Annotated in this window: 12 protein-coding genes, 1 tRNA gene and 1 other RNA gene; 4 read left to right on the top strand and 10 right to left on the bottom strand. The window is 35.3% G+C overall.

Features of this window, described 5'->3' with window-relative positions; translation table 11 throughout:
- Nucleotides 1-52: 52 nt before the first annotated feature.
- Entirely contained in the window at nt 53-949 is an 897-nt protein-coding gene (locus H964_RS07585; RefSeq protein ID WP_039766285.1) for a DUF2156 domain-containing protein, read from the bottom strand.
- 100 nt (nt 950-1049) lie between these two features.
- On the opposite strand from H964_RS07585, the gene H964_RS07590 reads away from it, so the two are divergent.
- Entirely contained in the window at nt 1050-1556 is a 507-nt protein-coding gene (locus H964_RS07590; RefSeq protein ID WP_011916331.1) for a hypothetical protein, read from the top strand.
- A complete protein-coding gene (locus tag H964_RS07595) occupies nt 1543-2418 on the top strand; it encodes a sensor histidine kinase (protein WP_011916330.1) in 876 nt (291 codons plus the stop codon). The genes H964_RS07590 and H964_RS07595 overlap by 14 nt, the downstream gene beginning before the upstream one ends.
- Before the next feature lie 60 nt (nt 2419-2478).
- On the opposite strand, the gene H964_RS07600 is transcribed toward H964_RS07595, so the two are convergent.
- From H964_RS07600 to H964_RS07615, 4 genes are all read right to left on the bottom strand, one after another.
- Nucleotides 2479-2570, bottom strand: a tRNA-Ser gene (locus H964_RS07600).
- A gap of 48 nt (nt 2571-2618) precedes the next feature.
- Complete coding sequence (locus tag H964_RS07605; RefSeq protein WP_039766287.1) at nt 2619-3593, bottom strand: zinc-dependent alcohol dehydrogenase family protein; 975 nt, start codon at nt 3591-3593, stop codon at nt 2619-2621.
- A gap of 69 nt (nt 3594-3662) precedes the next feature.
- Nucleotides 3663-4556, bottom strand: a complete 894-nt coding sequence (locus H964_RS07610; protein WP_039766337.1) for a glycoside hydrolase family 130 protein — start codon at nt 4554-4556, stop codon at nt 3663-3665.
- A 210-nt stretch (nt 4557-4766) separates the two neighbouring features.
- Nucleotides 4767-5795 (bottom strand): ubiquitin-like domain-containing protein, encoded by a 1029-nt coding sequence (locus H964_RS07615; RefSeq protein ID WP_039766289.1) that lies wholly within the window; start codon nt 5793-5795, stop codon nt 4767-4769.
- A gap of 366 nt (nt 5796-6161) precedes the next feature.
- Here H964_RS07615 and H964_RS07620 point away from each other — a divergent pair, with 366 nt between their 5' ends.
- A complete protein-coding gene (locus H964_RS07620; protein WP_011916326.1) occupies nt 6162-6767 on the top strand; it encodes a DedA family protein in 606 nt (201 codons plus the stop codon).
- Nucleotides 6768-6794: 27 nt separating this feature from the next.
- Here H964_RS07620 and H964_RS07625 read toward each other — a convergent pair whose 3' ends face one another.
- Nucleotides 6795-8456, bottom strand: coding sequence for an FAD-dependent oxidoreductase (locus tag H964_RS07625; RefSeq protein ID WP_011916325.1), 1662 nt, complete (start codon nt 8454-8456; stop codon nt 6795-6797).
- 190 nt (nt 8457-8646) lie between these two features.
- Between H964_RS07625 and H964_RS07630 the strand changes: the two genes are divergently transcribed.
- A complete protein-coding gene (locus H964_RS07630) occupies nt 8647-9534 on the top strand; it encodes a hypothetical protein (RefSeq protein ID WP_011916324.1) in 888 nt (295 codons plus the stop codon).
- Nucleotides 9535-9607: 73 nt separating this feature from the next.
- Here the strand turns inward: H964_RS07630 and H964_RS07635 are convergent, their stop codons facing one another.
- From H964_RS07635 to ffs, 4 genes are all read right to left on the bottom strand, one after another.
- Nucleotides 9608-11275, bottom strand: a complete 1668-nt coding sequence (locus tag H964_RS07635; RefSeq protein ID WP_422653026.1) for a nucleoside kinase — start codon at nt 11273-11275, stop codon at nt 9608-9610.
- Nucleotides 11272-13017 carry a GGDEF domain-containing protein gene (locus H964_RS07640; protein ID WP_237738239.1) on the bottom strand — a complete coding sequence of 582 codons (1746 nt, stop codon included), beginning with the start codon at nt 13015-13017 and terminating at the stop codon, nt 11272-11274. Before H964_RS07640 ends, H964_RS07635 begins: the two co-directional genes overlap by 4 nt.
- Before the next feature lie 139 nt (nt 13018-13156).
- The gene (locus tag H964_RS07645; protein WP_011916321.1) at nt 13157-13573 is read right to left on the bottom strand and encodes a hypothetical protein; all 417 of its coding nucleotides are present in this window, start codon (nt 13571-13573) and stop codon (nt 13157-13159) included.
- 127 nt (nt 13574-13700) lie between these two features.
- Nucleotides 13701-13972: signal recognition particle sRNA large type (gene ffs / locus H964_RS12180), an RNA gene on the bottom strand.
- Nucleotides 13973-14042: the final 70 nt, after the last annotated feature.

Raw genomic sequence — 14042 nt, forward strand, 5'->3', positions numbered from 1 at the left:
TTCAAATTTACAAATGGCTCAATTTCATTATATGGCAAGGTTTATTTTTGTGTTAATCAAAAAGTACTGTAAACTTTTCGGCAAATTTAAATGGATGATAAGACATCTTTGCCTTTCTTATACCTTCTTTCCCTAAGTCCTCTTCTCTGTTGACAAATTCAAAGTTCTGCCAAAATTCTATAAGGAATCTGTTGTTGATAAAAGTATAGAGTCCTTCAACGTCGGGGTCAGCTTTTTCAATGTGAATCACAACTGTATTTTTATTTAAAGGCTCACCAAAGGTAAACGCTTTTACCTCACCATCAATAAAAACGATCATTCCCTCATATGAGAGTTTATCAAAGTTTTTGATTGCCCTTTCAATTGCCAACTTCTCAAATGTAAGGCCAACATCATTTTGTCCGTTTCTCTTTTCATACCACTCACATTCAAAATCCCAGCAAAGCCTGACAATCTCATCATCAATTTTTTTTACTTCATACCTTTCGCCATAAAGCCGTAAGAATTTATTTATATGATTCTTCTTTGCATGGTACTTTTTGCCTTTCAATTGTACCAAATCTTGAACCTTGTAAACATAGTCCGAAAGGTCCCTTTCTAATAAACTCTCAAATTTCATACCACATTGAGTTAACATATCAATTGTCTTTCGAGATGCTCTTTTTAGCATGAACTTATAACCTTGAGTTTCAAAATACTTCTTAGCCTTTTCAATTACAATAGGAAGCTTGTTGGTATCTACCCCTACAGGACCGTGCAAAAATGGTGGCTGGTTATAAGGTTTTGCCATAATTAATAAAAAACCATCTTCTTCTGTAAAGTTAATATCATAAAATGGATCCCACATAAATAGATTTGTAAATGTCAAGTCAGCAATCTCTGGCTGAAAAGCTTTGAAATATTCATCAAATATTCTTTTGTCAGAAATGTCTATCTTGTAAAACTTCATACTTTTACCCCCACATTGATATATAAAAATTTTGAATAAACCTAAAAGAAAATATATAATATCATATAGAATACTTTTGTAAAGTAGAGGAACAGAAAAGATGATTCAATACATAGTTTTGTATCCACTATACTTTCTCAAAGTATTTTTTCTTGTAAGCTTGATACTTAGCCTATTTGGTATAAGCTATAGTAGCAAGAAAATATTAGTTGTGGGCTTTATCCAAGGTCTGTGGGATACTATTGTATTCAACAATGGAATCAATTTAATGCTTGGTTTAATACTTATGACAGTATGCTTAATACTTTTATATATCATATATTTAAGGCTTCTACCCTTATATGGTATCATTTTGGGTCTTATTTCGCAATCCTTATGTCTTGCACTAAAGTTTGGAGGATATTCAATTATCAGTACAATTGCCTATAATCTTTATTTAACGCCGTCTGTACTTGCTTGTGATATTGCTACATTGGTAATAGAAATAACCATTATGAGTATTTTGTTAGCAGTTATTAAAAGCAAGAAATATTTTATTTGTGATATTTGCAAACTATTTCCAATTACATTTGAAAAAAGGAATGAAGCTGGCTATGAAGAAAAATGAACAGACAAAATTCCTACTTGCAATTCTTTTTCTCCTATTTCTCATTATATTTTTGTTGATATACTCAATTTATTTTATCAACACAGAACTGATAAAACACTTAAGAATTCCTCAATGGCAAAGAATACTTATTGTATACTCTTTTACTTTACTTGCTATTTTGAACTTGTACACTGTCAAAAACCTTTTTTCTGCACTCAGTACACTAAAGACAACACAGATTTATAAGGATAATATAAAATCATTGGACAATTTTATAAACATCTTAAGAGCACAGCGGCATGAGTTTAACAATCATCTTCAGATAATCTGGGGACTCATCTGTGTTGGAAAATATGATGATGCCGTGCGCTACATCGAACAAATTAGCGAAAATCTTAAATGCACTTCAAAGTTTTATGGGCTTGGCTGTGCTGAGCTATCAGCTTTGATATTTGCAAAAAGCTCCTTAGCTAAAAAGTATGATATTAATTTTGAATTTCATTACAATGTAGACTTTAGCAATTTAAAGTTTGATTCGATGGATTTAATAAATATCTGTGGCAATCTAATTGACAATGCATTTTATTATGCAAAGTGCTCACTTTCTAAATATGTAGTTCTTGAGATTAATGATACAGGCAGTCAGGTTGAAATTTCTATCACAAACTCTGGATCATACATTGATGATTGTAAAAAAGAAAAAATATTTGAGCTCGGATATTCAACAAAAAACTCAACAGGATTAGGACTTTTTATAGTAAAGTCCACAGTCGAAAAATATGGTGGTCAGATTGAGGTCTTCTCTGAGTACAAAAGCCAAGACAAATATGAAAAAGAAGGATATACAACATTTAAAGTAACTTTGCCAAAAAAAATATAACCTCTTCTTCATTCCATGAAGAGGTTATATTTTTATTTTAAAGTCCTTATTATTCTCTACTGGCGGAGAAGGAGGGACTCGAACCCTCGCGCCGGTTTTACCCGACCTACGCCCTTAGCAGGGGCGCCTCTTCACCACTTGAGTACTTCTCCGCATGGCTCAATAGACATATTTTATTATAGCTTAAATATTCTATTTCGTCAAGGCTGAACAATCACTTTAAGCTGTCTCTCATACCTGTTGTTAAGAGCTTGAGAAAGCTCTTCTAATGAAATTTTGTGGGTTATTATATGTTTTAAGCTAATTTTCTTTGCTCTAAGTAATTCAATTGCCAATTTTTGAGTAAACGGGTTTACAAATGACCAATAAACTCTTGCCTCTTTCTTAAACATCTCAAAGGGATTTATTAAAACATTTGTCTTTGGTGAGGGCACAGAAAATACAAGTAGTTGTCCACCTTTTTGAAGCTTTTCAAATGCCATCTCAATACTCTCTTTTGTTCCTGCACACTCAATTACAATGTCAAACTTTTCATCTGTATTTTCCTCAATTATTCCCTTTATACCCTGCCATTTGGCAATCTCTTTTCTAAACTCATCTATCTCATATCCATAGACATTGTAAGCCCCATAAAGTTTCAAAATCTCAAGCATAATAAGGCCAATTGGCCCAAGGCCAATTACCAGAACCTTATCTGTCGGGTTTATTTCAAGCTTTCTAATTCCATGTAGGCAGCAAGCAAGAGGTTCTGCCAATGCTGCTTCCTCAAATTCTATATCTTCAAACAATATTGCTTGCTTTTCAGGTACAATCGCATACTCTGCAAACCCACCGTTTAAATTTACACCCAAAGCTGTAAGACTTTCGCACAATTGTACTTTCCCACTTCTGCAAAATCTACATACCCCACAATAAATGTTCGGGTCAATACTTACTTTGTCCCCTACTTTAAAAAGTGAGCTTTTTGTTTCAACTACCTCACCACAAAACTCATGCCCTAAAATAATCGGTGGTGTGACCTTTGCTGAACCTTTTTCGCCATTAAATATGTGCACATCTGTTCCACATATTCCACACGCCTTGACCTTTACCAAAATTTCGCCTTGTTTTAACGGGGGCAAATCAAATTCTTCTACTCTCAAATCTCTTTTGCCATAAAATACCGCCGCTCTCACTTTTATTCTAATCCTTCTCTAAAGAAAATTTCATCTAATATTCAGTTTACCACTACCAAGCAAGATTTTTCAATCGAATTTTATCTTTTCTTTATTGAACTTTGCAACGCCAATGACAGTATCTGCACCACCATAGTAAACCCAAACCTCATCGCCAACTTCTGCATGACCACAGCTGAAAACAACGTTTGGTATGTATCCATCAACTTCCCATGAAAGCTCAGGCTCTAATATTGGCTCAGAGAACCTTGACAAAACCTTTGTTGGGTCTTTGCTATCCAGCAGTACTGCACCAAGCCTATATACATTCTTATTATCAGCCGCGTGGTATATAACCAGCCACCCAAACTTGACCTTTATTGGCGGTCCTGCAACGCCAATTCGGCTGCTCTCCCAAGAATTTTCTCGTACCGTCATTATTTCAACATGATCTGTCCAGTGAATCAAATCGTCTGAAAATGCAAGCCACATGTTAGGATATCTTCTGTGAAACATCACATACCTGCCATTTATCTTCTCTGGAAAAAGAGCTGCGTCTTTGTTTGGTTCGTCAAGTGCAACTCCTATTCTCTCCCACTTTATTAGGTTCTTTGACTTTGCTAACATTATCCTAAAATCGCCATCATATCTTCCGCCAAATCCAGTGTATGTCATGTAAAACGTCCCGTCAATCTCTACAATTCTTGGGTCCTCTATCCCTCTTCTTTCTTGATCATTCTCAGCAACCATTACAGGTTTGTCAAGTCTATAGAAGTTAACACCATCTGTTGACACGGCATAACCAATTGTTGAAATATACTCACCATAGTCCTTGTGAGGTGGAATATTAGTTGCCCTGTAAATTAAATGAAACAGCCCTCTGTGATATATAGCTGCTGCATTGAAAACTGCAGCCCTCTCCCACTCATTTTCCTGTTTTGGTCTTAGCACAGGCTTATTTGTCACCCTTTGGAGTTTGAACATAAAAGTATCTTGCGCCCCCTTTGTTTTTTCTGCTATCAATTCTTCTTTTGAAGTTTCAACACATAATTTTAATTTAACTTTTAAAAATTGCAATTGAAAAAATATCCTGCATCCTTTTTGCGTTTCTTTTTGAAAATTGATATGTCAGATTTGAACAACAAAAGGCCCCCTTTCTTTGTCAAGGAGGCCAACATATATTTCACACAATTTTTAGTTTGTAAGTACATAAACCTTTACACGTCGAACCCCAAACTTATAGGCATCTTTCTCAACAAAAAGGTCTATTCTATTTCCTTTTATTGCAGACCCTGTATCAAGAGCTGTTGCAAACCCATAACCCTCAATATAAAGCCTTGTGCCAAGTGGAATCACACGCGGGTCAACAGCAACAACGCCCCGCCGAACTCTGTGCCCTGTTGCTGTTCTGCCATAGTCTGGATGACCTGGACTTTTTCCGGTGTCACTTGGTGTGAGGGAATACGCTGTTGCAATCATAGTGTAGACCTTTTTGTACCTTACAATCTCTCCTCTTGATGTCTTAAACCATCTTATTGCCCCAACTTCAATAATCCTCGGCTTGGGACTTTTTATAATCCTCTGCCCTATTAGCTTTCTCTCTACCTCTTTGCCATCTTCTACAACAATCTTAAACTTCTTTTCTAATATACCATCTTGACCTTGCTGGACAACTTTTTGTTTACCATGGTCCATCCTATAATTCGTCTTTGTTATTGTAGAAAATGGTATATTTTGTTTTTCAACTACTATCTTTTCCTTTACACGGGTAATTTTTATCACCGTGGGCTTGTCAAGAATCTGAGATAGCGGAAGGTTTACTTTGTCCGACTTTCCAAGAGATACACCTGCTTTTTTGATGGCATCTTCAACTGTGCCAGTTGGAATATATACAACCTTTTCCTCATCGTCTACCAAAATCTTTACTTCAAAAGCTCTTTTTATAACGATTTTAGTATTCTCATCAATCTTTGAATCTAAGCTCGGACTTATATAGTCATCTTTTGTAATGGTAATTCCATTTTCCTCTAAAACTTCTTTGACTGTTGATTTAATTGTTTTATAATAAAAAGTTTTGCCATCGATTGTCACACTTACCTCTTTTATTAGTGCCTGTGCTGTCATTGCGCCAAGTAGGATGGACAGGACAAATACAATGACAAAGGCAAGGACGAGTTTCTTCAAATCCCTTGGCTTTGCCACAAGGCACCTTAATTTTTTCATAACCAACCTCCCATAAAGTGGATATTTTTTGTCCTAAACTTCTTTGTTATTTTAATTTAAAAAAATTTTTTTGTCAAATGACCTGAAAAGTCAAGAAATTTTCTTAACTTTCACACCATTTATATTTGAATTTTATACTCTTTGCATACAAGTTATACACAAATTTTATTAAGTTTCACCTAACATTTTTTCTATCAACTGGCCATTGTGTATTTTCTTTATTGCCTAAGCAGGAAGTGGGATATTAATAGCCATATAAAATTTTATTTGTGGATTTCCATAAACTTTTATTTTCTCTGTTTATTTTATGTCAAGAAGACTAAAATAGATATATGAAAAAAGTTTTTTCAAAGAGATGATGTAATTATGATTAGTTTCCTGAAATATCTGGTTGAGAGGTTTGGACTTATTGGAATATTCTTAATTTTGTTCATAGAAGGGCTTGGAATACCATTCCCAACGCAGATAGCTTATCTTGGAGCAGTAGCGCTTATAAACCTTCACAAATACAGTCCTTTTACATTGATTATGGTAATCTCACTTGGAAACCTATGCGGAAATCTTACGATTAATCTTCTTCTTAGAAGTGGCAGAAGTTCTATTATCAATATTTTTGAAAAGATACTTAAAATAAAAAAAGAAACCCTTTTGTCTGTCAACAATTTTTTTGTAAAGTATGGAATCTTTGCCGTGCCAATTGCAAGAATAATTGGTGTGCCGCGCACACCTGTAATTTTTTTGGCTGGAATTAGCAAAATGAATTTTTATGAATATGTCATATCCTCATTCATTGGTGATACAATCTGGGCAACTTTTTATGTATACTTTTACTGGTATGGGTTTAGTCTTTTTAAGTTCTTGTACAAAAAGGATATAAACCTCTTTTGGCTTGCAATTCTTCTTCTGGCTACTATTGTAGTATTAGTGTGGGCAATTGTTCTAAAGATTTTGACAAAAAAGAAAAAGGTGTAGGACCAAAAACCTATTTAAACACCTTTTTTACTCTCCTTCCAGGAGTTCAGGAAGTGTGACATTTAAAATTCCGCCAGAGAGATTACAAACCTTTCTAAATCCATTTTGCTGCAAGATGTTTTGTGCTATATTTGAGCTGACTCCACTGTTACAGTACACAATTATTGGTTTATCTTTGGGAAGTTGATTTATTTTTTGATATATCATCTCAAGCGGGATGTTTATCGCACCTTTTATATGTTTTTTCTGGTACTGCTCAGGCGTTCTCACATCCAATACAACAAAATCCTCACCATTTTTTATCTTTTGAAGAAGTTTTTCCTGTGTACAATTGAACTTTTTTTCATCAAGTAAGTTTGACATAACCATTCCCACATAGTGAATAGGGTCTTTTGCTGACGAAAACGGCGGTGCGTATGCCAAATCAAGCTGAAATAGGTCATCTACAGTCAAACCAGAATAAATAGCTGTGGCCAATACATCAATCCTCTTGTCAACCCCTTTTGTACCTACAATCTGCGCACCTATGATTTTCCGTGAACTTAGCTCTGCCAAGGCTTTTATAGTCATCTTTTCCGCACCAGGATAAGCTGTTGAGATGTGCGGCTTTGTAACATGCCCAATCTCATATTCAATCTCATCCTGCCTTGCCATCTTTTCTGTATACCCTGTCTGGGCAATTGTCAAATCAAACACCTTAAAGATTGAGGTCGCTAAAATTCCGTTAAATCTCAAATTTCCGCCTGTTGCGTTCTCCCCAGCAATTCTTCCCATTTTGTTTGCTGTTGAGCCAAGCGGCACATACATAGTCTTACCATTTAGCTTGAAGTACACAGCTGCACAGTCACCTGCTGCAAAGATATCTTCTATGTTTGTTCTCATATACTCATCAACCTTGATTGCACCATTTTCCAAGAGTTCAATGCCAGAGTCCTTTAAAAACTCTGTATTTGGGCGTACTCCAACAGAAATCAAAACAAAATCGGCAGGGATTTTACTTTTATCGCTCAAAACTGCTTCTTTTACTTTGCCCTCACCTTCAAATCGCAAAACAGAAGAATCATTCCTAATTTGTATTCCCTTTTGCAAAAGGTAGTTTTCAACAAGCCTTGCCATGTCATCGTCAAGGTTTGGCAAAATATTTTTCTGCTTTTCGACAATCAAAACTTCCATACCCAAAAGAGAAAGTGCTTCTGCCATCTCAAGACCTATATACCCACCACCGATTATTAAGGTTTTCTTGGGACTTGTTTTTTCAATATACCCTTTTATCCTGTCCGCATCTTTTACATTCCTGAGCGTGAATATTCCATCAAGGTTTATTCCCTCAATCTTTGGAATGAAAGCCTGAGCACCTGTTGCAATTATAAGTTTGTCAAACCTGTCTTCAAACATATTACCTGTCGAAAGGTCTTTTACAAGAACTGACTTTGTCTTTGTGTCAACCTTCAAGACCTCATGACTTGTTTTTACTTCAACATTGAACTTTTTGAAATACTCAACATCTCTTGGAACAATGCTTTTTCTGTCTTTTATGACTCCTGAGATGTAATACGCAAGAGAACAGCCAGAGTACGAGATGTCTGTGTCTTTGTCATAAACTACAATTTGTGCTTTATCGTCGTTCCGTCTTATCTTCATTGCAGCTGTCATCCCGCCTGCAACAGCCCCAATTACAATATACCTCATTTTTCAAAATGCCCTCCCTTCAAAATCTTAATTTCACTGTTAATATACCCCTTTAAAGCGAAACACAAAACACTTTTAATTGTAAATTCTTGCCTTCAAAATATTTTTACAATTTTGCAACAGAAAACTCCAATTTGTGTGGAATAATATAAAGTGAAAGAAAGCATTCTATAAAAAGAGGTGATAAGTTTTGAGAAAGTTTAAAGTAATTATTGGGATTGTTTTAATTGCAGCTTTAGTGTTGAGTGTAAGCCTTGCGTTTGCAGGAGGAAGCAAAGCGGCAAAACCAACCATTTTAAAAGCTTCCTTGACAAAGCTTTGGTTTGGTAAGCAAGGCAAAGGCTGTGGAGTTGACCTTAACATCAGTAGCACCATTGAGAGCATCTTGGGAATGAAGAAAGAGGACATTCAAAAGCAAATCCAAAGCGGAAAGACATTTTTGGACATTTTGAAAGAAAAAGGGTTGACATTAGAACAGTTTAAGGTAAAGCTTTTAGATGCGCTATATGCTAAAATTGATGAAGCCGTCAAGAGTGGCAAGATAACAACTGACCGCGCAAATCTACTTAAACAAAACATCAAACAAAAACTTGACAGCTGGGACGGGAAAACACCTTTCTTTGGTTTTAAAGACAAGGCTTTTGGCAGAGGATTTTTGGGACTTGACATGATGAGCGATATTGCATCTGTGCTTGGTATGACAAAGGATGAGCTTTTGAACGAGCTAAAAAATGGAAAGACATTGCAGGATATCCTAAAAGCAAAGAATATTTCTGAGCAAGATTTCAAAAACAAGCTCATTGCAATGGAAACAGCGAAGATTGACAAGCTGCTGTCAGATGGAAAAATCACAAAAGATCAGGCTGATAAGATGAAAGAAGCTATCAAGACCAAAATTACAAACTGGGATTTGTCAAAAAGATTTGGATTTAAAGGATTTAGAGGTTTTAAAAAGGGTAGCTGTATGGGTTTTGGCAAGATGCATGGTTTTTGGGGCAAGTTCAGAGGCTTTGGAAGCGGTCAAATTCCTGGCCAGAATAACAGCACAAATAGCTCAGCAACAAATCTTACTTTTTAAGTCAGCATGTTAAATTTTGAAATGAAAACTAATAAAAATGGTCTGGGAGGCTTTGGTCCCAGACCATTTTTTATTAAAAATCATAAAAGCAAGAGCCACCAATAAACTCTCTTATGATTGATTGTGGAGGAATCTCACGTTCATCATCAACAGAGAGTATAAAGCTTAAAAAATGCAAAAGCCGTTGTGCTTCAGAGTATTCCTCATCTTCTTTTGTAATTGTTTTAAGAAGCGGCACTGCATACTTTTTCAAAACAGCAAGTTCATAAATCAGAGCAGAGTTAAACATTGTATCAGCCATCTCTTGGTATGGAAAAATATTTTTTTCTTCGCCATTTCGTACAGATGGCCACATTGAAATTGTCCTTTTTGCAGAGGCACCTCTTGTACGAGCATCTCTGACAATTCGCCTGAGTATCCTATAGTCGGTTGTTTGAATACGGTTGTGTTTGTCAAGGTTCAAATGCGTAAGTGAACTTACATATATCTTAAATTTATTCCTATCATCTATCATTGGTGTAAGCCTACTATTTAATCCATGAATTCCTTCAATTATTATAATATCATTCTCCTCAAGTTTAACTTTTCTTTGAAATGTGCGTTTTCGGTTTATAAAATCAAACTTGGGCAAAACAACTTCTTTGCCCGAAATTAAATCTATCAGTTGTGTATTGAAAAGCTCAATATCAATTGCCTCGATTGATTCATAGTCAGGCTTTCCATTCTCGTCAAGTGGCACCCTATCTTCGTAAAAATAGTCATCAAGACCAATGTAAATTGGATTTTTTCCGTTCACTCTAAGCTGAATTGCAAGCCTATGCGCAAACGTTGTCTTTCCTGATGATGACGGACCAGAAATCAAAACTACTTTAATATCCGGGTTTTTAGAAATCTCATCAGCAATATATGCAATCTTCTTTTCATGAAGAGCCTCTGATACTCTTATAAACTCTCTTATCTTACCACTTGCAATTACTTGGTTAAGCTCACCAACATCTGTTACTTTCAGAATCTTGCCCCAGTTTTTGTATTCATGATACACAGCAAATAGTTTTTTGTTCTCCACAAACTCTTGAAGTTTGAATGGGTTAGACTTGTCAGGGTACAGCAAAACCATTCCGTCTTGGTAGCGAATCAAATCAAAGATTTTAAGATACCCAGTTGATGGTACCATGTGTCCGTAAAAATAATCTACAAAATCGCCACAGTAGTAAATATAGACGTGGTCGTTTTCAGAAAACTTTACTGTCCTTGCTTTATCCAAATACCCCATACTTTCAAAAAGTTTAACTGCTTCCTCTCTTGTAACCTTTTCTCTTCTAAAAGGAATATCTTTTTCTATTATCTCCTGCATCTTTTGCCTGATTAGAAGTATGTCCTCATCAGACAGTTTCCTATTTTCAACCTCACAATATAGTCCTTTTGAAAGTGAATGCTGAACATTCACAGCTTCTTTAAACAGCATCCTTGTTGCCACAATTAAAACAAAAATCAAACTTCTTCTGTAAATCCTCATCCCATCTTCTTGGGTCATGTCAATAAACTTTATCTTGCAGTCTTTTGAAACTACATACTTTAGCTCTTTTATCTCATTGTCAACCTTTGCAGCAATAATTGGAGATTTAAAAAGTATCTGGAACTTAGGTACTAAATCCAGAAGTACAGTACCAACTGGAACTTCCTGATATTGGTTTACATCCACAAAAAATACATTGGCAGTATCTTTTTTCTCCTGCATCATTTACTCTCCCCTTTGTTTTTCAATTTTTCCTCATACATTCGCATATCTGCAATCTTCAAAAGTTCATCCAGGCTTTTCGTATCATCAGGGTACACTGCAACACCACAGCTAACTCTTATCTTTTTGGGAAGCTGTTTTTCCGACTCTTCTTCAATAAGCTTTTTTATGTTTTTTATTCTATCTTCTATATCTTCTTTGCTGCAGTTTTTAAATATCACGGCAAACTCATCTCCACCAAGCCTTGCCGGAACATCAGTCTTTCTGATATTGTCCTTTATAGCCCTTGCTATCATCCTTATTGCCTTGTCACCCATTGAATGCCCATAAAAGTCATTCAGAAGTTTTAAATTGTCCATATCAAAGAAAGCTAAACAAAACTTGCCACCATACCTGTCACACGAAAGTGACTCCATAATTAATTCTTTGATAAAATATCGTCTGTTGTAAAGGCCAGTTAGCTCATCCTCTGCTGACAAGCTTCGTATCTTTTCTATTCTCTCTATTTGAGACAAAAGTGCTTGTGAAAAGTTTTTGAATATCAAAAGCCCATCTATAAGCTCATTGCTGAGCTTGAAATTCTTAATCTTTGTATAACAAATCAAAAGGGCAACAATTTGGTTTTGCCTATAAATTGGAACAACTGCTGCATTTTTGTAAACGCTTGAAATAGAAAAATACTCATCCTCTTCCAACTGGAGAAATTCTTTAAGTCTTGGAATATTAAAAACTTCAATGTCCATTTTTGAATCACTAAAGTATTCACTATTTAACTTTAATATCACTTTTTCTTGAATGTCTTCAACATCATCATCACCTTTTGTTGTTATAAGCTTAAACACATTTTCATGTTGAAGATAGTAAAAGCAGATTTTTGAAAAAACCTTAGAGTATATCTCATACACAAACTCAACAAGTAGATCAAAACTCTTCCTAATGTCAAGCTTTTCTTTCAAAACCTCACTGCTAAACAAAGAAAGCTGGCGTAAAAATCTAAATTGATGTAAGGTAACACTTAAAAATATAGCAATAAAAAGATATAAGAGTGCAAAGTTCTGTAACGCTTCTGTTAAAAGTATTCCATTTCTCTTTGTAATGATCAATATACCTTCACCAAAACCAAATAAAATTAAAAATAGATTCAAACTCTTCAATTGTCTGTAGTTTACGTTTGTAAAAAGCGAAAAAACAGACAGTAAAATCCCTATCATAATTAATATCTCACAAAATGTGTAAAGATGTGTTAATGTCTCTTCTGAGAGCAAAAAGGAACCTTTATAGCCTATGCTTATACTGCCAAAAAACCAAATTCCATACACTGCTACAACAACGTTAATGGCAACAACCCATTTTTCCCAAAGAGACCTAAGCTTATCTTTAAACACTATTGAAAATAACAAAGAATAGATAATTAAAAGTTTAAATAAAGCATTCAAAAAATCAGGACCCTGTACATTTCTAACATTATCTATAATGTCTTTATCTAAACTCAGGACATACAAAAATTTCAATATAGTAAGGCTTAAAAAAGCTTTTCCGAAACTGTAAAGCAAAGTATTCTTTAATTCATTGCCTAAGGTAAGAGATACGGTAAATACTCCACTTATTGCCACAAGTCCTGCAATTTTGAAAGATTTGTAAAGATAAAATTCAGTTAACTCTTTTGACAGATTAAATTGTGCAAATACTAAGGCAGGCATAAAAGTCAAACAGGTTGTAATTGTAAAACTTGTACTCTTTTTCATATCTGATGCCCTCATAAGTATTAATTTTACCTATATATTAATTTATTCCCCTGTTTGCGAGGGATGATTTAATTATACCCCATTTTATCAAAAATTTAAAAGGGAGACTTTTCAAATCTCCCTCTGCTTTTCTCCCTCTTTATAGTTTTTCTTTTTCACAAATGTACATCTGGTGGTTGAGAAGAATATACTCGCAAAGTTCAAACACGCTGTTACCTTCCTTCAGAACATCATATAAAAGCACCTTTTTACCAAACTTCAAAGTCTCAACCCAGTTTCTAAACAGAAAAAGATTCAAAAAATTCTTTTTCATAGCAGTTACATCAACAAAAGCAATCTCAAAGCTATCCATGCAAAAATGAATGTAAACGTTTGGAAAGAGAAGTTTTTTAAGCTTCAAATAGGTCTTTTCATCACCAAAAAAGGAAAATTCTTTGAGTCCCATAAGATGAGTCAAAACTAAGACACTTGAGATAAGATGAGCCTCGCCTATGTAAGGCTTCAGAACTGCTGTCATTTGGGAGGTCAAAAGCTGCTGTCCTTCTACGATTATCATTTGTGGCTTATCCTCCCTTTGTAAGCCTATGCTATATTTTTCTATATTATATTCTATAAATAAGTATGTGTCAATAAAATTATTAACTTTTAGATTAATCTTCCTGGAAAGAGCAAACAATAAATGGCTGTGCAACCAGCTTCGATATAACCCTCCTGGTGAAATAGTAAGCCAGCCAGGCTCCTGTCATGCACCCCTGCGGCACACGCGAAAAACTGCTTACCGTTGCTTCCTTCCGGACCTGGCGGGGTTCACAGCCGTCGCGTTGCGCAGGACACAACCATCCTCGCCCCTGGCTTACCCTCAATGCCAACAGGGTTATACCTCATGCTGGCTATTCGACCCCGCTGTAGCGGATTGCGGGTTACAGGGCACCGCTACCTCCCCATCATAGCACAGCCAAACTTTTATTTAGTTTTTTTATAAAAGCTTTCTCTATAAGTTAAATTATACTCCCAAAATGCATTAA

Source organism: Caldicellulosiruptor sp. F32 (genome assembly GCF_000404025.1).
Lineage (GTDB): Bacteria > Bacillota > Thermoanaerobacteria > Caldicellulosiruptorales > Caldicellulosiruptoraceae > Caldicellulosiruptor > Caldicellulosiruptor saccharolyticus.

Bases quoted from the DNA above. Each gene is read 5' to 3' on its own strand.
- H964_RS07585 (WP_039766285.1), bottom strand. From the start codon at position 949: ATGAAGTTTTACAAGATAGACATTTCTGACAAAAGAATATTTGATGAA.
- H964_RS07590 (WP_011916331.1), top strand. From the start codon at position 1,050: ATGATTCAATACATAGTTTTGTATCCACTATACTTTCTCAAAGTATTT.
- H964_RS07595 (WP_011916330.1), top strand. From the start codon at position 1,543: ATGAAGAAAAATGAACAGACAAAATTCCTACTTGCAATTCTTTTTCTC.
- H964_RS07610 (WP_039766337.1), bottom strand. From the start codon at position 4,556: ATGTTCAAACTCCAAAGGGTGACAAATAAGCCTGTGCTAAGACCAAAA.
- H964_RS07615 (WP_039766289.1), bottom strand. From the start codon at position 5,795: ATGAAAAAATTAAGGTGCCTTGTGGCAAAGCCAAGGGATTTGAAGAAA.
- H964_RS07620 (WP_011916326.1), top strand. From the start codon at position 6,162: ATGATTAGTTTCCTGAAATATCTGGTTGAGAGGTTTGGACTTATTGGA.
- H964_RS07625 (WP_011916325.1), bottom strand. From the start codon at position 8,456: ATGAGGTATATTGTAATTGGGGCTGTTGCAGGCGGGATGACAGCTGCA.
- H964_RS07635 (WP_422653026.1), bottom strand. From the start codon at position 11,275: ATGATGCAGGAGAAAAAAGATACTGCCAATGTATTTTTTGTGGATGTA.
- H964_RS07640 (WP_237738239.1), bottom strand. From the start codon at position 13,017: ATGAAAAAGAGTACAAGTTTTACAATTACAACCTGTTTGACTTTTATG.
- H964_RS07645 (WP_011916321.1), bottom strand. From the start codon at position 13,573: ATGATAATCGTAGAAGGACAGCAGCTTTTGACCTCCCAAATGACAGCA.